This window comes from Thalassovita sp., from assembly GCF_965218685.1.
Classification (GTDB): Bacteria; Pseudomonadota; Alphaproteobacteria; order Rhodobacterales; family Rhodobacteraceae; genus Thalassobius.
In genome coordinates, this window is sequence record NZ_OZ244657.1 from 2,269,929 (window position 1) to 2,286,531 (window position 16,603).

Annotated in this window: 19 protein-coding genes; 7 read left to right on the plus strand and 12 right to left on the minus strand. The window is 59.8% G+C overall.

Going from position 1 to position 16,603, the window contains the following annotated elements; translation table 11 throughout:
• Positions 1–79 precede the first annotated feature (79 nt).
• Both ACOQOQ_RS11240 and ACOQOQ_RS11245 read left to right on the plus strand, forming a co-directional pair.
• The gene (locus ACOQOQ_RS11240) at positions 80–862 is read left to right on the plus strand and encodes an FAD binding domain-containing protein (protein WP_420566574.1); all 783 of its coding nucleotides are present in this window, start codon (positions 80–82) and stop codon (positions 860–862) included.
• Positions 863–1,049: 187 nt separating this feature from the next.
• On the plus strand, positions 1,050–2,084 hold the full coding sequence (locus tag ACOQOQ_RS11245; protein WP_420567079.1) for a fatty acid desaturase: 1,035 nt from the start codon (positions 1,050–1,052) through the stop codon (positions 2,082–2,084).
• A gap of 60 nt (positions 2,085–2,144) precedes the next feature.
• Here the strand turns inward: ACOQOQ_RS11245 and ACOQOQ_RS11250 are convergent, their stop codons facing one another.
• A complete protein-coding gene (locus tag ACOQOQ_RS11250; protein ID WP_420567080.1) occupies positions 2,145–2,738 on the minus strand; it encodes an SAM-dependent methyltransferase in 594 nt (197 codons plus the stop codon).
• Between the two features lie 77 nt (positions 2,739–2,815).
• Complete coding sequence (gene infC, locus ACOQOQ_RS11255) at positions 2,816–3,367, minus strand: translation initiation factor IF-3 (protein ID WP_420569765.1); 552 nt, start codon at positions 3,365–3,367, stop codon at positions 2,816–2,818.
• A gap of 197 nt (positions 3,368–3,564) precedes the next feature.
• On the opposite strand from infC, the gene ACOQOQ_RS11260 reads away from it, so the two are divergent.
• Positions 3,565–4,008: a hypothetical protein gene (locus ACOQOQ_RS11260; protein WP_420567081.1), complete on the plus strand. Its 444-nt coding sequence runs from the start codon at positions 3,565–3,567 to the stop codon at positions 4,006–4,008.
• A 72-nt stretch (positions 4,009–4,080) separates the two neighbouring features.
• Here the strand turns inward: ACOQOQ_RS11260 and ACOQOQ_RS11265 are convergent, their stop codons facing one another.
• From ACOQOQ_RS11265 to ACOQOQ_RS11285, 5 genes are all read right to left on the minus strand, one after another.
• Positions 4,081–4,929 carry a ferredoxin--NADP reductase gene (locus tag ACOQOQ_RS11265; protein WP_420567082.1) on the minus strand — a complete coding sequence of 283 codons (849 nt, stop codon included), beginning with the start codon at positions 4,927–4,929 and terminating at the stop codon, positions 4,081–4,083.
• Positions 4,930–5,008: 79 nt separating this feature from the next.
• Positions 5,009–5,419 carry a DUF934 domain-containing protein gene (locus ACOQOQ_RS11270; protein WP_420567083.1) on the minus strand — a complete coding sequence of 137 codons (411 nt, stop codon included), beginning with the start codon at positions 5,417–5,419 and terminating at the stop codon, positions 5,009–5,011.
• Complete coding sequence (locus tag ACOQOQ_RS11275) at positions 5,416–6,159, minus strand: phosphoadenylyl-sulfate reductase (protein WP_420567084.1); 744 nt, start codon at positions 6,157–6,159, stop codon at positions 5,416–5,418. The genes ACOQOQ_RS11270 and ACOQOQ_RS11275 overlap by 4 nt, the downstream gene beginning before the upstream one ends.
• Entirely contained in the window at positions 6,149–7,816 is a 1,668-nt protein-coding gene (locus tag ACOQOQ_RS11280; protein ID WP_420567085.1) for a nitrite/sulfite reductase, read from the minus strand. The genes ACOQOQ_RS11275 and ACOQOQ_RS11280 overlap by 11 nt, the downstream gene beginning before the upstream one ends.
• The gene (locus ACOQOQ_RS11285) at positions 7,816–8,118 is read right to left on the minus strand and encodes a DUF2849 domain-containing protein (protein ID WP_420567086.1); all 303 of its coding nucleotides are present in this window, start codon (positions 8,116–8,118) and stop codon (positions 7,816–7,818) included. The genes ACOQOQ_RS11280 and ACOQOQ_RS11285 overlap by 1 nt, the downstream gene beginning before the upstream one ends.
• A 166-nt stretch (positions 8,119–8,284) precedes the next feature.
• On the opposite strand from ACOQOQ_RS11285, the gene ACOQOQ_RS11290 reads away from it, so the two are divergent.
• Complete coding sequence (locus ACOQOQ_RS11290) at positions 8,285–8,746, plus strand: Lrp/AsnC family transcriptional regulator (RefSeq protein WP_420567087.1); 462 nt, start codon at positions 8,285–8,287, stop codon at positions 8,744–8,746.
• Positions 8,747–8,805: 59 nt separating this feature from the next.
• Here the strand turns inward: ACOQOQ_RS11290 and tyrS are convergent, their stop codons facing one another.
• Positions 8,806–10,059, minus strand: coding sequence for a tyrosine--tRNA ligase (gene tyrS, locus ACOQOQ_RS11295; protein ID WP_420567088.1), 1,254 nt, complete (start codon positions 10,057–10,059; stop codon positions 8,806–8,808).
• 84 nt (positions 10,060–10,143) lie between these two features.
• On the opposite strand from tyrS, the gene ACOQOQ_RS11300 reads away from it, so the two are divergent.
• On the plus strand, positions 10,144–11,247 hold the full coding sequence (locus ACOQOQ_RS11300; RefSeq protein WP_420567089.1) for an anhydro-N-acetylmuramic acid kinase: 1,104 nt from the start codon (positions 10,144–10,146) through the stop codon (positions 11,245–11,247).
• Here the strand turns inward: ACOQOQ_RS11300 and ACOQOQ_RS11305 are convergent.
• A complete protein-coding gene (locus tag ACOQOQ_RS11305; RefSeq protein WP_420567090.1) occupies positions 11,244–12,203 on the minus strand; it encodes a radical SAM protein in 960 nt (319 codons plus the stop codon). The two genes, ACOQOQ_RS11300 and ACOQOQ_RS11305, sit on opposite strands and share 4 nt — an antisense overlap.
• Positions 12,204–12,452: 249 nt before the next feature.
• Between ACOQOQ_RS11305 and zwf the strand changes: the two genes are divergently transcribed.
• Both zwf and pgl read left to right on the plus strand, forming a co-directional pair.
• The gene (zwf, locus tag ACOQOQ_RS11310; RefSeq protein WP_420567091.1) at positions 12,453–13,910 is read left to right on the plus strand and encodes a glucose-6-phosphate dehydrogenase; all 1,458 of its coding nucleotides are present in this window, start codon (positions 12,453–12,455) and stop codon (positions 13,908–13,910) included.
• Positions 13,907–14,578: a 6-phosphogluconolactonase gene (pgl, locus tag ACOQOQ_RS11315; protein WP_420567092.1), complete on the plus strand. Its 672-nt coding sequence runs from the start codon at positions 13,907–13,909 to the stop codon at positions 14,576–14,578. The genes zwf and pgl overlap by 4 nt, the downstream gene beginning before the upstream one ends.
• 148 nt (positions 14,579–14,726) lie before the next feature.
• Here pgl and ACOQOQ_RS11320 read toward each other — a convergent pair whose 3' ends face one another.
• The 3 genes from ACOQOQ_RS11320 to ACOQOQ_RS11330 form a co-directional block, all read right to left on the minus strand.
• Complete coding sequence (locus ACOQOQ_RS11320) at positions 14,727–15,185, minus strand: cupin domain-containing protein (RefSeq protein WP_420567093.1); 459 nt, start codon at positions 15,183–15,185, stop codon at positions 14,727–14,729.
• 115 nt (positions 15,186–15,300) lie between these two features.
• Positions 15,301–15,807, minus strand: a complete 507-nt coding sequence (locus tag ACOQOQ_RS11325) for a DUF1097 domain-containing protein (RefSeq protein ID WP_420567094.1) — start codon at positions 15,805–15,807, stop codon at positions 15,301–15,303.
• Between the two features lie 255 nt (positions 15,808–16,062).
• Positions 16,063–16,578, minus strand: coding sequence for a hypothetical protein (locus tag ACOQOQ_RS11330; RefSeq protein WP_420567095.1), 516 nt, complete (start codon positions 16,576–16,578; stop codon positions 16,063–16,065).
• Positions 16,579–16,603 lie beyond the last annotated feature (25 nt).

Here is a 16,603-nt window from a genome sequence, read left to right on the forward strand (position 1 = left end):
CGCGGCCGGGACATGAGTATTTATGGAACAAAGAAGCGGAATGGGGCGCGGCCCCTGACGTTTTGGGAGGAGAAAAGAGATGTATAACTTCGACTTCGTGAAGCCTGCGTCGGTGGGCGAGGCCGTGGAGGCCCTGAAATCAGAGGATGCCCAGCCCCTGGGCGGCGGTCAGACCCTGCTGCCAACGATGAAGCAGCGCTTGGCGATGCCCACGTCCCTGGTCAGCCTGTCGGGCATTGCCGAGATGCAGGGGGTGACGTCCGCGGGCGGCACCCTGACCGTGGGCGGCGCGACCACCCATGCCGCCGTGGCTGCGGGTGCGGGGGATTACCCTGCGCTGGCGGCGCTGGCGGGCGGGATCGGCGATCCGGCGGTGCGCAATCGCGGCACCATCGGTGGCTCGGTCGCCAATAATGACCCGGCGGCGTGTTATCCTTCGGCGGTGCTGGCCTCGGGGGCGACGGTTGTGACATCCGCGCGCGAGATCGCGGCGGATGATTATTTTGACGGCATGTTCGGCACCGCGCTGGAGGAGGGCGAGATCATCACCGCCGTCCGCTTCCCGATCCCGCAGGCGGCCAGCTATCAGAAGTTCGAGCAACCCGCCTCGCGCTTTGCGCTGTGCGGCGTCTTCGTGGCCAAATATGCTGGCGGCGTGCGCGTGGCCGTGACCGGGGCCGGCAATGACGGCGTGTTCCGCTGGTCCGAGGCCGAAGAAGCGCTGTCGGCCAACTTCAGCCCCGCTGCGATTGAAGGCCTGTCGTTGCCAGCCGATGACATGATCACCGACATGCACGGCACCGGCGCCTACCGCGCCCACATCGCAAAGGTTCTCACCAAACGCGCCGTCGAGGCCTGCTGAGACAACAACCAAACATAAACCCCAAAACAAAAGGCCCCCAAAGTCAGGGGGCCTTTTAATGTCCGACGTACCGCACTTTCTACGTGGATCGTCCCCAGCCGCGACAAATCGCGCATGTTAGCCATTTGCGAATACGTCCCAATCGTTTAAGGACGTTGCAATCAACAACGACAAGAAATGCAGGCATATGACCCATCTCTCAGATTCTTCCGAGATGCAAACTGATGTCCGGGAGGCGAAAGATTGGGTCCGTATTCTGGCCGAATACCGCGAACCGAGTCGGCTGCGCAGCTGGACGGAACTGGCCGTTACCTTCGGCCCATTTGTGGCGCTTTGGGCGCTTGCCTGGTGGGCGCTTTCCTACAGCTATTGGCTGACATTCGGGATTTCGCTCGTCAATGCGTTTTTCCTTTTGCGGCTGTTTGCCATTCAGCATGATTGTGGTCACGGCGCATTTTTCAAAAGCCGGAGCACAAGCGATTGGCTTGGGCGCGTGATCGGGGTGCTTACGCTGACACCTTATGACGTTTGGCGGCGCTCGCATTCCATTCACCACAGCTCGGCTGGGAACCTTGGGCGGCGCGGCATGGGGGACATCAGCACGCTTACTGTGGCAGAGTACCGCGCGCTTTCACGTTCGGGGCGGCTTATGTATCGGCTGTACCGGCACCCGATCACCCTGTTCGGTTTGGGGCCCAGTTACTTGTTTTTGCTGCAAAACCGACTGCCATTGGGCTTTATGACCAAGGGTAATTTCTGGCTGAGCGCAATGTTGACGAACATGGCGATATTCCTTGGCCTGGCCGTCATCGCATATTTTGGCGGCCTGATGCCAATTCTGCTGATTTTCCTGCCCACCACGCTGCTGGCCGCAACGATCGGGGTCTGGTTGTTCTATGTGCAGCACCAGTTTGAAGCGACGCATTGGGAAGCAGAAGAAGATTGGCAACTGCACGAGGCCGCCTTGCACGGAAGCTCGCATTACGTGCTGCCTTCGGTGTTGCGCTGGCTGACTGCGAATATTGGCATCCACCACGTGCATCACCTTTATAGCCGCATCCCGTTTTACCGGCTGCCTGAGGTCCTGCGCGATCACGGCGCCCTGGCACAAGGCAATCGCATGACGATCCGCGAAAGCTTTGCGAACGCTCGGCTGCATCTTTGGGATGAAGATACCAAGACGCTTCTGTCCTTTGCAGATGCCCGCGCTCTTAGCCGGTAACGCTAGCGGATCTGAGCAAGGCCATCGCGCCGATTGCCAAGGCGGTCTGGGAAGCCCCGCCTAGGCAGGTTTCCGCGCAACGAAATCGATCAGGGCGGACAGGCCCGAATGACCGGCGCCTTCTTGGATTTCGCGTTCATAGGCGCGGTTTTCCAGGATCTCCCAACCTTTGAAGTCAGCGGCCAGTTGGTCAGGTGTATACATGTTTTCCGTGCGGCCCGGCCCCCCGGTGCCCAGCTCGACCTGTTTGGGGGTATAGCCGTGCAGCACCATCAGCCCCCCGGGCCGGACCGAACGTTTCATCCCGTCAAACATTCGCGCGCGTTCTTCTGGGCCGACGAACTGGATGAAGATACCGACAACCATGTCGTATTGATCGGGCCAGTCATGGGCCAGCACGTCGGTATTGCGGAAATCCACAGTCACGCCGGTCTCTGCGGCCAATGATTTCGCCTTTTCAATGGCAGAGGCCGAGAACTCCAGCGCGGTCACATCCATGCCTTGCGCGGCCATGTAGACCGAGTTGCGCCCCTCTCCGTCAGCGACGGCCAGGGCGGTCTGACCGGGCGTCAGCAGCGCCTTGTGATCCACCAGGAACACTGCCGGAGCCTTGCCGAAAACATACGTGTCGGTCGCGTAGCGTTTTTCCCACATGGGGCACCCCCGTAAATGAAATCGCCCCCACGTTTGCAGGAAACGCAGGGGCGAGGCAATTCAAAGATGTGACTGGATCACTTGGGCAGCGGTCCGATCATCATGATCATCTGGCGACCTTCCATCTTGGGCATGTTTTCGATTTTGCCCAGGTTCATTTCCTTGACGTCGGCAGCCACACGTTCCAGCAGCTCGCGGCCAAGGTTTTGGTGCGCCATTTCACGGCCCCGGAAGCGCAGGGTGATTTTCACCTTGTCGCCGTTCTCCAGGAACTTGACCACGTTGCGCATTTTGACGTCGTAGTCATGAGTGTCCGTGTTCGGGCGGAACTTGACCTCTTTGACTTCGATGATCTTCTGCTTTTTCCGGGCTTCGGATTCGCGTTTCTGCTGCTCGTACTTGTACTTGCCGTAGTCCATGATCTTACACACGGGCGGCGTCGCGTTCGGAGAGATTTCAACCAGGTCCAAGCCGACCTCTTCGGCCATGGCCAGGGCACGCTGCGGCGTGACAACGCCGACATTTTCGCCTTCTGCGCCGATCAGGCGGATTTCGGTCGCTCGGATTCGTTCGTTCGTCCGGGGGCCAGTATCACGGGTGGGCGGCGCGTTATGAGGTCTGCGGGCTATGGTTTTGTTCCTTCGATAATTGTCGATTTTCGAGGTCGTAACCTATCCGTCCGCCTGGGTTTCTTCAAGCGGCAATTCCCTGCTTGTGACGCATTTATCGGGGTTTTCCCCTTGCAACTTTTTCGCCCGGAACCCATTCAATCAGTTGTACCGGGTGTGGTCATGGGGGCCGCCCGACATAAAAAGGACTACCTATCATGAAGAGTTTAATCGGGATCATTATCGTTGCTGCCATCGCCTTGGCTGGGTATGTCTTCCTGATCAAGCCGGGTGCTGAAGATGCTCCTGCGCCGACACCAGTCGCCGAAACCCCTGCCGAGACGCCCGCCACCCAGCCTGCGGACGCTGTTGAAGAGGTGGTCGAAGAAGCCCTGGAAGAGGCATCTGACGCTGTGGAAGAAGCGGTTGAAGAAGCCCGTGAGGCTGTTGAAGAGGCCGTTGAAGAGGCCGTTGATGCTGCAACGTCCGAAGTTGAAGACGCTGTGCAGTCGGTGACGGACCAAGTCACTGATGCGGTAACTGATGCAGCTGGGGATGTCGCCGAAGAGGCCGCCGAAGATGCTGCAGAACAGGCCACTGACAGTGCAATGGATGCGGCCAAGGATGCTGTTTCGGACGCGCTGAAGAACGCCACCGAGTAATGCCATCGGCAGAACAAAAGAAAACGCCGCGCATTCAAGCGCGGCGTTTTTTGTTTTTCGGTGTCGGGCGGATCAGTCCAGAAATGCCTTCTCGACCACGTAATGGGCCGGTTTCGAGTTCGCGCCTTCCTCAAGCCCGTATTCCTCGAACATTTCTTTCAGTTCCAGGTTAAAGGCCAGGTTCCCGCAGATCATCGCGCGGTCGTGTTCAGGGTTCAGCGGTTCGACCCCCAGATCGGCAAATGCCTCGCCCGAACGCATCAGGTCTGTGATACGGCCCATCTTGGGGCTCTCTTCACGCGTGGTGGTCGGGTAGTATTTGATCTTCTTCCAGAAGCCTTCGCCGATCACTTCGTTCAGCAGTTCGTCTTCTTTCAGCGATTCGATCAGCTCGCGGCCATAGGTCAGCTCTCCGGCCTCGCGGCAGGTATGGGTGATGATGACCTCGTCGTAGTCCTCATAGGTTTGCGGTTCACGTAGCAGGGAAGCAAAGGGCGCAAAGCCGGTGCCGGTGGCAAAGAACCAGATGTGCTTGCCGGGCAGCAGGGCGTCATGCACCAGTGTGCCGACGGGCTTGGGGCGCAGGATGATTTCATCCCCGACCTTGATGTGCTGCAACTTGCTCGTCAGCGGGCCGTCCTGCACCTTGATCGAGTAGAACTCCAGTTCTTCGTCCCAGCTGGGCGAGGCGATGGAATAGGCGCGCAGCAGTGGTTTCTGTTTGCCGGTCTTGGGGTCCGGATCGCCCATCAGGCCGATCATCACAAATTCACCCGAGCGGAATCGCAGCGAGGCCGGACGCGTGCAACGGAAAGAAAACAGCCGGTCGGTCCAGTGTTTGACCTGAGTCACGGTCTGGGCGTCGGGCAGGGTGGGTACTTTGACAGCTTTCGCTTCGGTCACTGGTTTAATCTCGGTCATAAGTCTCGTTGGCTGGTGGTCTAAACCAGCATCCTCCAGTTATCTTTGATCCAAATCAGATGGAAGAGGTCGATTGGTCTCAGCCAGCGCGGACCCGGGATTGATAGTCGTTCGACTGCCAATCGGCCCGGAAAACCCACTCGTCGGCGGGCTGGCGGGCGGCCAGATCATCGCTGATCTCAACCTCGTCAAAGCCCGAGCGGCGTGCCATTGCGTATTGGTCGGAAATCACGTGGCCCTTGGCCCGCAGGCGCCCCGTATAGCCCATCAGGCGCAAACGGCGCGCAATGGTAAAGCCGCGCCCATCGGCAAAGCTGGGGAAATCCACCCGGATCATTTCCAAGGTGCCCAGACGATCGGCCAGATCAGCCGGGTCCGCGTCTGACGCCAGATCCACCGAAAGCACGTCATTGGCAGCTTCGCCTAGGGCGGTGAAGCCAGCGGTCCAGTTATCGCGGCCAAAGCCCGTATCCGTCACGATCACGCTCATTGCGCTGCTCCTGTTCTTACCATTTTGCCATCCACGATATGGATGCCGCATTCCACTTTTTCGCTGCCGCGCCAACGGCCTGCACGTTCGTCTTCACCCGGTTTCACCGGCGAGGTGCAGGGACGGCACCCGATCGAGGGGTATCCCTTGGCCACCAGCGGGTGACGGGGCAAGCGGTTGTTGATCAGGTAATCCTGAACGTCCTGCTTGTCCCAATGGGCCAGCGGGTTGACCTTGATCCGGCGGTCCTCTTCGCTTTCGAAGAAATCCAGCGTGGCCCGGCTGCCCGCCTGAAACCGTTTGCGGCCAGTGATCCAGGCGTCAAACCCCGACAAGGCCTTTTCCAAGGGTCGGGTTTTTCGCAGGTCACAGCAGGCATCCGTGTCGCGCAGGTTCAGCGCGCCATAGGGATCCTCGGCCTCGACCTCGGCGGCATCGGCGCGGATCACGCGCACATCCGTCAGGCCCAGCTTGTCCGCGACCTCTTGCTGATACTCCAGCGTTTCGGGGAACAGCATCTGCGTGTCGATGAACAGCACCGGCGTGGTGCGATCCACCACGGCCACCATGTGCAGCAGTACGACGGATTCCGCGCCAAAGGACGAAACCATCGCGATGCGACCGACCTGAGGGTCAGACATGGCGCGCTTCAGCACCGCGCTTGCGGCATGGTGCTGATAGCGCCTGTTCAGATGCTCGACCCGCTCGGGGATCGCTGTAAGGGGTTGCTCAAGCGGCATTTTTCTTCGCAGCCTCCGGATAGAGCGCGGCCTTGAACGGGTCGGCCCCCACCCGGCGATAGGTTTCAAGGAAGGTTTCCTCGGCCCCCTCGCGCACGTCCAGATAGGTGCGGATGATCCGCTCGATCGCGTCCACGATCTCGTCATAGGCAAAGCCGGGGCCCGCGCGCTGACCGATTGCCGCGTCCTGCGAGCCATCGCCGCCCAGCGTGATCTGGTAGTTTTCCACGCCAGCGCGGTCCAGACCCAGAATGCCGATATGGCCCACATGGTGATGACCGCAGGCGTTGATGCAGCCCGAGATCTTGATCTTCAGCGGCCCAACCTCGTGTTCCAGCTTCAGTTCTTCGAAACGGGTCGCGATCTTTTGCGCCACGGGGATCGAGCGGGCCGTTGCCAGCGCGCAATAGTCCATGCCGGGGCAGGCGATGATGTCGCTGATCAGGCCCACATTGGCAGTAGCCAGTTCGACCTCTTTCAGCGCAGCGTGGATCGCGGGCAGGTCCGATTTGTGGACATGCGGCAGGATCACGTTTTGCTCGTGGCTGATGCGCAGCTCGTCATGGCCGTATTGTTCGGCCAGATCGGCCAGAACGCGCATCTGGTCGCTGGTGGCATCGCCCGGCGTATCGCCATGTTTCTTGATCGAAACGGTGACGATGGCATAGCCCTCGGCCTTGTGATCGGTCAGGTTGGTGTCGGCCCAGGAGCGGAACACCGGGTCGGCGTCATAGGCCGACTGATAAGCATCCACCGGCGCGTTGCGGAAGGCGGGCGGGGTGAAGTGCGTCTCAATCTGCGCCAGCTGGTCCTGATCAACGCCGCTGAATTGCGGGCGGATCAGCGCGAAACGCTCGTCCACCAGCGTGCGATATTCATCCAGACCGTTTTCATTGACTGTGATTTTGATCCGCGCTTTGTACTTGTTGTCGCGGCGCCCCAGCAGGTTGTAGACTTGGACGATGGATTCCAGATAAGGCAGCAGGTCAGCCTTGGGCAGGAAGTCATTGATAACTTTGCCAATCACAGGGGTCCGGCCCAGGCCGCCACCGACGAAGATGCGATAACCGGTCACGCCGTCTTGTTCGACAATCTGCACGCCGATGTCATGCGAGCGCAGCACCGCGCGGTCATTTTCAGACCCGATGACGGCGATCTTGAATTTACGCGGCAGGAACTGGAATTCCGGGTGGTCGGTGGACCATTGGCGGATCAGCTCGGCCACGGGGCGGGGATCTGCCACCTCGTCAGCTGCCGCGCCCGCGAAATGGTCCGAGGTCACGTTGCGGATCGTGTTCCCCGAGGTTTGCAGCGCGTGCATATTCACCTCGGCCAGCGCGTCCAGAATATCCGGCACTTCGGGCAGTTTCGGCCAGTTGTACTGGATGTTCTGACGGGTGGTGAAGTGGCCATAGCCCTTGTCAAACTTATCCGCGATGAACGCCAGCTGGCGCATTTGCGCGCCGTTCAGGGTGCCATAGGGGATCGCGACGCGCAGCATATAGGCGTGCAGCTGCAGATACAGGCCGTTCATCAGGCGCAGGGGGCGGAATTCTTCCTCGGTCAGGTTGCCGGCGATGCGGCGTTCCACCTGTTTGCGGAATTGTGCGTTGCGCGATGCCAGGAAGGCGTGGTCGAAATCAGAATAGCTGTACATCAGTTGGCCTCCGCCTGTTTGCCGTGGAAATAGTTCGAGGGACCGGTGCGGCGGAAATCCTCGCGGAAATGGGTGGGCTCGGGGCCGTTGCTGCCTGCCTTGACGTCGGCCAGATAGGCGCCGACGATCTGATCTTGCTGGCGCTCGGCGTCCAGCAGGCGAAGCTGGGCGTGGGCCTCGTCATCGATCAATTCAGCTTCGGACAGACACCGCGTCCAGCTGTCGGCCTGGGTAAAGTACACAACATCACCCTCGAGCAGGGCGTTGGCGGTAACCACCTTGGGAGTAAAGGGACGCGGCATCGGGGAAATCCTTCAGCTTGGGAAGATGTTTCGTTTGTCTGATTGACTTGAGGTGTAATATAGAAAATATTCCCCTATATGCGCTATATGCGGGAAGAAATAAGAACGACGTTACATGCTGCGGCGCAACAAGGGCGATTTGTTCTGAATTTGATGGAGAGAGGGAATGTCGGTTCGAATAGACGATACGGATAGAAAAATCCTTATGGAGCTTCAGCGCGACGCCGGGCAGTCTCTGGACGAAATCGCGCGCAAAGTCGGCTCCTCGAAGACGCCCGTTTGGAATCGCATCCGCAAAATGCGTGAGGGCGGGATCATGGGGCCCCAGACAGTCGTTCTGGATGCTGAAAAGCTGGGGTTCGACGCCTGTTTCTTTGTATTGATCCGCACCTCGGAACACGAGGCTGATTGGCAGGCCAAGTTCTTGAAAGCATTGCGCGATCGCCCCGAAGTACAAGAGGCGCACCGGTTGGCAGGGGACATCGACTATATCCTTAAGGTGCGGGTGAAAAACGCGCGGGCCTATGACGTGTTTTACCAGTCGCTGATTTCCGAAGTGAAGGTGCACAACGTCACCGCGTTGCTGTCGATGGAGGAAATTAAATCCACCACGGCACTGCCGCTGTAAGGCACAGCTTTAGGTATTGGAGCGAGTGAAAAAGGCAGCCGATGCGGCTGCCTTTGACGTTAGTCGATCAGCTTGATCAATGCGTGGCGTTTCTTGCCTGCCGAAAGCTTGACCGGCGAGGCCAGCGCGCTCTCGTCCAGCATCAGCCCAGCGTTGGTCAAAGGCTGGTCGTCGATCTTGGCGCCACCGTCTGCGATCAGGCGCTTGGCCTCTTTGCCCGATTTTGTCAGGCCCGAGCGCACGATGGCTTGCACGATCGACAGACCGTCGCCCAGCTCGGCGCGGCTGATTTCGACGGTGGGCAGATCGTCACCCACGCCGCCCTTTTCGAACACCTCGCGGGCGGTCTGTTCGGCGGCGGCCGCAGCCTCGGCCCCGTGGCACAGGGTGGTGACGGCATTGGCCAGGATCGCTTTGGCCTCGTTGATTTCCGAGCCCTCAAGCGCGCCCAAGCGGTCACATTCCTCGACGTCGATCTCGGTATAGAGCTTCAGGAAGCGGCCCACGTCGGCGTCGGTGGTGTTGCGCCAGAACTGCCAGAATTCGTATGGGCTGCGCATTTCGGCGTTCAGCCAGACAGCTCCGTCCGCGGATTTGCCCATTTTCTTACCGTCCGAGGTGGTCAGCAGCGGCGAGGTCAGCCCGTAGATTTCGTTGTCCAGAACACGGCGGGTCAGGTCGATGCCGTTGACGATATTGCCCCACTGGTCTGAGCCGCCCATCTGCAGCAGACAGCCATAGCGGCGGTTCAGCTCAAGAAAATCATAGGCCTGCAGGATCATGTAGTTGAATTCGAGGAAGGACAGCGATTGTTCACGGTCCAGGCGCGATTTCACGGATTCAAAGCTCAGCATCCGGTTGACGCTGAAATGCCGCCCGATATCGCGCAGGAAATCCAGATAGTTCAGCTCGTCCAGCCATTCCGCGTTGTTCAGCATCAGCGCAGGGTTTTCGGCACGGTCATAGTCCAGATACTTGGCGAAAACCTGTTTGATGCCAGCGATGTTGTCGTCGATCTGGTCGGGCGTCAGCAGGGGGCGCTCATCGGCGCGGAACGACGGATCGCCCACCTTGGTGGTGCCGCCGCCCATCAGGGTGATCGGCTGGTGGCCGGTCTTTTGCAGCCAGCGCAGCATCATGATCTGGATCAGGCTACCCACGTGCAGCGATTTAGCGGTCGCGTCAAAGCCGATATAGGCGGGAACCACGCCCTTGCTCAGTGCCTCGTCAAGGCCCTGATAATCGGTGCAATCCGCGATAAAACCGCGTTGCATCATGACGTTCATGAAGTCCGATTTGGGGTGGTAGGTCATCGTGTCAGTTCCTATTGAGCGTTGCGCGGCTTTGTATAGTGTGCATTAGGGGCAAGCGAAACCGGTTTTCGGCAAGGTTGGGGCATGAAAGACGCAAAAGAGCATTGGGTATTGGGGACGATGTCGGGGACCTCGTTGGATGGGGTGGATGCGGCCATGGTGCTAACCGACGGCGAGCGTATCCTGGAATTCGGCGAAACCGCCTATCGCGCCTATACCAAGGACGAGCAATCCACGCTGCGTCAGGCCTTGGGGCAATGGCCGGGCGGGCCGGATGTGGCCAAGGCCGCGCGGCTGGTCGAGGATGCCCATATTTCGCTGATGCAGGGGTTCGAGGGCGTCCAGATGGCTGGATTTCACGGCCAGACCCTTGCGCATGATCCCGAAATGCGCGGGACGCATCAGGCCGGGGATGGCGCTCGTTTGGCGCAGGAATTGGGGGTGCCTGTCGTGTGGGACTTCCGCTCGTCCGATGTGCAGATGGGCGGGCAGGGCGCGCCGCTGGCTCCGTTCTTTCATTTTGCCTGTGCCAAGTGGATCGGCGCCACGCAGCCTTTGTGTTTTCTCAACCTGGGCGGGGTGGGGAATCTGACCTGGGTCGATCCGTCCAAGCCCGGCCCCGAAACCCCCGGCGCGCTGCTGGCCTTTGACACGGGGCCTGCCAACGCGCCGCTGAACGACCTGATGAGCCAGCGCCGCAGTCAGCCCTTCGACAAGGACGGTGCTTTGGCCGCCCAGGGTCAGGTGGTAGATGGCGCGCTCGAGCTGTTTCTGGATGACGCCTATTTCCGGCGTATGCCACCTAAGTCACTGGATCGCGATGCGTTCTCGGACATGCTGGATTTGGTGCGCGAACTGGATGATGCAGACGCTGCCGCCACCATGACCGGCATGGCCGCAACCGCCGTGATGCTGGCGATGGAGCATTGCCCCACCCCCCCAGCACGCGTGTTGGTGACGGGCGGTGGGCGGCATAACCCGGTGATGATGCAGATGCTGTCAGTTGGTCTTGATTGCCCGGTTCAGCCGGTCGAGGACGTGGGTCTGGACGGCGATATGTTAGAGGCGCAGGCGTTCGCGTATCTGGCCGCCCGTGTTGCGCGCGGGCTGCCGACCTCGTGCCCAACCACTACCGGGGTCAAGGCGCTGGTGGGCGGCGGAGAGATATCTATGCCGCAGGGCGATTAGGCCGAGCAGCTGGCCCCCCCCAATACGCAGAACTTGGCACAATGGGGATGGTTCAGCGGCACGTCCCGCTCGGCTTCCTCAAGGGTCTCGCCCAGTTCAAACTGGGGTTCATAGGCCAGCAGGGTGCAGGCCAGCACGGCAGGGCGGTCCGCCCCCTTGCGTTTGACCACCATCCGCGATGACGAGCACATCACCGCATCGGGCGATTTATCCAGAATGCCCCAACAGGCAGTGGTGATTTCGGGTACTTCGGCGCTCATGTCCATTTCGGGAAACAGGACCGTCTGGCCGGGGTTTGACGCGTCAATCTTATACCCGTTTGCCTGAAACAGGCGGGCATACCCCTCGCGCGCAGAGGCGTCGTTTTCGTGCCACAAGGCGCGGCCAGCAACGGCCATGGGGATGCCTTTATCGCGTAGAAAGTTCATACCTTTCAGGGTCTTGGAGAAACTTCCCGGTCCGCGCTCGGCATCATGGCGGGTCTCGTCCCAGTGATCCAATGAAACCCGCAGCGTCAGCTTGCCGGGGAATTCGGCGTTCAGCGCCACAAGCCCGGTCTGTACCGCGGGCCGCATCATCGGCAGCATCGCATTGGTCAGGATCAGCACTTCGTAACCAGCCTCCAGTGATCGACGGGCCATCTCGATCATCTCGGGGTTCATGAAGGGCTCGCCCCCGGTAAACCCGATCTCGCGCACGGGCCAGTTCCGGTCGCGTAGCTGAACCAAATAACCCTGCACCTCGTCCGCAGTCATATAGACCAGTGCGTCATTGGTCGGAGAGCTGTCGATATAACAATTGGCGCAGGTGATGTTGCACAGCGTGCCGGTATTGAACCACAGCGTTTCAGGGTGGGTCAGCGCGACGGTCGCACGTTGCTGCCCGTCGGCCGTGACAAGGGGATCACGGAACTTTCCGGCGTTGGCGATTTGCGTCTGGCTGTGCGTGTCCTTCATGGAACCCTCGTCTGGCTGTACGCGGGGTAGGCTAAAGCGCTCTGATCGAATAGAAAAGCACCCCTTTGCGCGCTGACGCCATTGTGAATGTCACACTGAGTGCTAGGATGAAGGCGCACTCTGAATTTTTTCACAGATCGTTTGTGCGGGTGGTTTGTTTGCGCTAGCGGTCGGTTACTTGATGCGCTCAGATAATCGCGTTTATGCGCAGAAAAGGGAAATAAGACAGGGATTTAGACAGGGAAAACGATGGTATCACGCATCATTCCAGTAGATCCGTTCGACCTTGTGGTCTTTGGCGGCACCGGCGATCTGGCGCGGCGTAAAATCTTGCCTGCCTTGTTCCGTCGATTCTGCGCCGGTCAGATGGAGCGCGGCACGCGCATCATTGGCGCAGCCCGCACAGAAATGGACGACGTGGCCTATCGCGCCTTCATCGCCGAGGCTCTGATCGAGTTTAACGAGGGCAAGGGCGGCTGCGAGCCTGGAAAAATCAAAGAATTCCAGAAAATCCTGTCCTACGTGACCTTGGACGCCCGGGGCGAGCTGGGCTGGTCTGAACTGTCCGAAAAAATGCATCCGGGCCGCGTGCGCGCCTTCTATTTCTCGGTCGGGCCAAGCCTGTTCGGCGATTTGGCGCTGCGTTTGCATCAATATGGGATGGCCGACAGCGACACGCGGATCGTGGTCGAAAAACCCTTTGGTCGCGACCTGGAAACCGCCCGGGCGCTAAACAAATCCCTGGCCGATCACTTTGACGAAAGCCAAATTTACCGGATCGATCACTATCTGGGCAAAGAGACCGTGCAGAACCTGATGGCGATCCGGTTTGGCAACATGCTGTTCGAGCCGCTTTGGAACAGCCAATACGTCGATCACATCCAGATCACCGTGGCCGAAACGGTGGGCGTTGGCGGGCGCGGGGACTATTATGATCGCTCGGGTGCGATGCGGGACATGGTGCAGAACCACCTGATGCAGCTTTTGTGCCTGATCGCGATGGAACCGCCCAGCCATTTCGACCCCGACGCGGTTCGTGACGAAAAGCTGAAAGTTATCAGAGCTTTGGGCGAGGTGGACCCCAAGGATATCGTGCGCGGTCAGTATTTGGCGGATGACGAAAAACCGGGCTATCTGGAGCATGTGGAAAACCCGCGCTCGCTGACAGAAAGCTTTATTGCACTGAAGCTGGACGTGGTGAACTGGCGCTGGTCAGGCACGCCCTTCTATTTGCGGACGGGCAAACGCCTGAAGTCTCGCACCAGCGAGATCGCGGTGGTTTTCAAAGAGACCCCGCACAACATTTTTGACGACGACAATGATCGGCACCGCAACATCCTGACCATCCGCCTTCAGCCGAACGAGGGCATCGATCTGGACGTGACCATCAAAGAACCGGGGCCGGGCGGCATGCGTCTGGTGGACGTACCGCTGGACATGACCTTCTCCGAGGCGTTGGGCCCGGAAGGCGAGGACATCCCCGATGCCTACGAGCGCCTGATCATGGACGTTGTGCGTGGCAACCAGACCCTGTTCATGCGCGGCGACGAGGTCGAGGCCGCCTGGGCATGGACCGATCCCTTGATTGCAGCCTGGGAAAAGGGGGCGACCAAGCCGATCCCTTATGACAGTGGCAGCTCGGGCCCCGAAGAGGCCTTGGCCCTGATGCACCGGGATGGGCGTAAATGGCGGGATTTACGCATATGAATCTGATCGAGTACCCCGACCGCGACCTGATGGCGATCGATCTGGCCCAAGCCCTGGCCGGAGAGCTGACAGTCGCGTTGATGCATCAGGATCGCGCCACGCTGGTGGTGCCCGGCGGGACAACTCCGGGGCCGGTATTCGATGCCTTATGCGCGGCCGATCTGGACTGGTCGCGGGTCGATGTGATGCTTAGCGACGAACGCTGGGTGCCGTTGGATCATGACCGGTCGAACACCCGGCTGCTGCGCGAACGGCTGCTGGTTGGTCCGGCGGCCAATGCGCATCTGCTGCCGCTTTATGCCCCTGCTGATCGGCCCGAGCTGGTATTGGGCCAGCTGGAGCAGGTAATCCGGCCTTACCTGCCGATCTCGGTTGCGCTGCTGGGGATGGGGGCCGATATGCACACGGCCTCGATTTTTCCGGGGGCCGATAAGCTGGCGCAAGCCCTGGCGCCCGACGCGCCCATCCTGGTGCCAATGCGCACCCGCGCCCAACCCGAGCCGCGCATTACCCTCAGCGCGCGCGTGCTTGCGGACGCGGTGTCGCTGCATGTGGTCGTCACCGGAGAGGAAAAGCGCGCGGTGTTGGAAAGGGCCCAGGGGCAGGATCCGCTAGATGCCCCGATCGCAGCGTTTCTGGATCGCGCCGTGGTGCATTGGGCTGCCTGAAAAGCGCCTAGGGAAGGATGTTCCCGATCGGCAAAAAACACCAAACGCAAACCACTCAACCACCGATCGGGAACGGGCAGGACGCAAAGCGCCTTGCCAGGTGCCTTTCGCTAGCAGGCGCGCTGATCCTAGGCTATTTACGTGCACGTCACTCAAGCAAATTTTCCTTAACGTGGCGTAACCTTGGGATGTCAAAGCCTGGATCGGCTAAAGTAAAGCCATCAAACTGAAATCCGGGCGAAACCGTACAACCGACAAGCGTAAATGCCCCGGTGCTGCGGGCCGATTGCCAGTGATGGGCAGGTACGATCAGCTGCGGTTGCTGACCTGATTCTAGCTGCGGTCCAAGGGCCAGGTCCTGCGCAGGCCCGGTGTCGGTTTCAGACAGGGACAAGATCAACGGCGCACCTGCGTAGTAATGCCAGATCTCAGCTGCGTCGACACGGTGCCAATGGCTGTGCTCGTGCTGTTGCAGCAGGAAATAGATCGATGTCCCCGCAGCGCGCCCGTCACCCTCGGCGACCCATGTCTGGCGATAATGCCCGCCTTCGGGGTGGGGCTGCAGTCGCAGCTGATCGATGATCTGCTGGGCGGTCAGTTGGGTCATGGTGGGCTCCTGATTGGTCTTCAGGGAGCCTATTACGCGCAGGGCCCGGCGGCCAGATGCGCGCGGTGAAACAGGGGCCCAAGCAGCCCCTGTTTCCTGACTTGCATGTTTCTGATCAGGCCTCGGCCTCTGCGGAGCCGGTCAAAACCCCGGCCAGTTTTTCAGAGACAAAGCCGAAGATGTTGCCCAGCACCAGCGAGACAAGCACCATTCCTGCAGCCGAACCCAGGGCGGCGGGCTCGGTCAGGGCGACGCCGGTCAGCAGGCAGAAAGCCGCGGTCGAGGCATAGCCGTAAACAGCCGCCGGGATCGTAGCCAGCGCGGGCAGATGTGCCCCAAGCACCAGTACGACGACCGATACACCCACGATGACCGAAGCCATCTCGACGCCGCCGCCGATGGTGCCGACCATGAACAGTGCAAGCGCCGCGACAACGACGCCCCAAGCATGGTTGATGGCCGATTTGACGACGCCATCGGTGCCGCCTCCGGTGTGATAAAAGCTGCCCCAGCCGATGAACAGCGCCCAGACAGACAGGCCATAAGGCGTGCCAAGGCACAGCCAGGTTGCGACCGCGGCCAGCACGCCGATCGAGATCGCCAAAGCGTTGATGAGATTCATGTTTTCCTCCCGTTAAGTCAGTTCCACCCGGCCAATTTTTCCAAGCGCAGCCGGATGTGGAGGAACCATAGGGGGGCGCCCGCTGCCCTGCGAATGCGACCTTTGTTTATACGACCACAAAGGGGGTGACTTTTTCGGAAAATTATTAACCACTTGAAAATACGATGTTTTCAAGAGTTATCTCAAGGGTGTGACGCGCAGAGTGCGACAAGGGGGCTGTGACCATTTGGTCGTACGACCCTGCGAATTAGGCGTCTAACAGCCGACAAAACCCATCTCGATCAGCTGCGCGCCGGTCAGATAATAATAGCCTTTGTGCAGATGTCGGCCGGTCTTCAGGTACCAATTCGCCAGATAACGGGGATAGTGCGCGGCTATCACATGAGACCAATACTCGAACGCTTTGGGCGACAAGGGGCGTCCATGATCAGTGGGCGCATGAAACCCAAACCGGGTTTGGGGGTCGACGCAAATATTCTTGGCCCCCAGGAACATGGTGCAGCTGGACAGGCACACACGTCCTCGGATCTGGATGCGAGTGCCTTTGGCGGTCAGTTCAGCGATTTCGGTCAGACGAGCTGAGACCAGACCACCCCGATCGTTCATGACCACGTAATCTTTGGGTTGAGCCGCACGGGCCTGGTATCTGTCCGGCCCGGATGAGGCTGACAGCAAGGCCAGCGTCACCGACAGGCACAATCCGGCCCGGAAAATTCGTCTGATAATTGCATTCGTTCCATCAAACATAGCTCCACCGGCCAGCGCCTTCATGCAGGCGCCCTCTCTTTTTAGGATA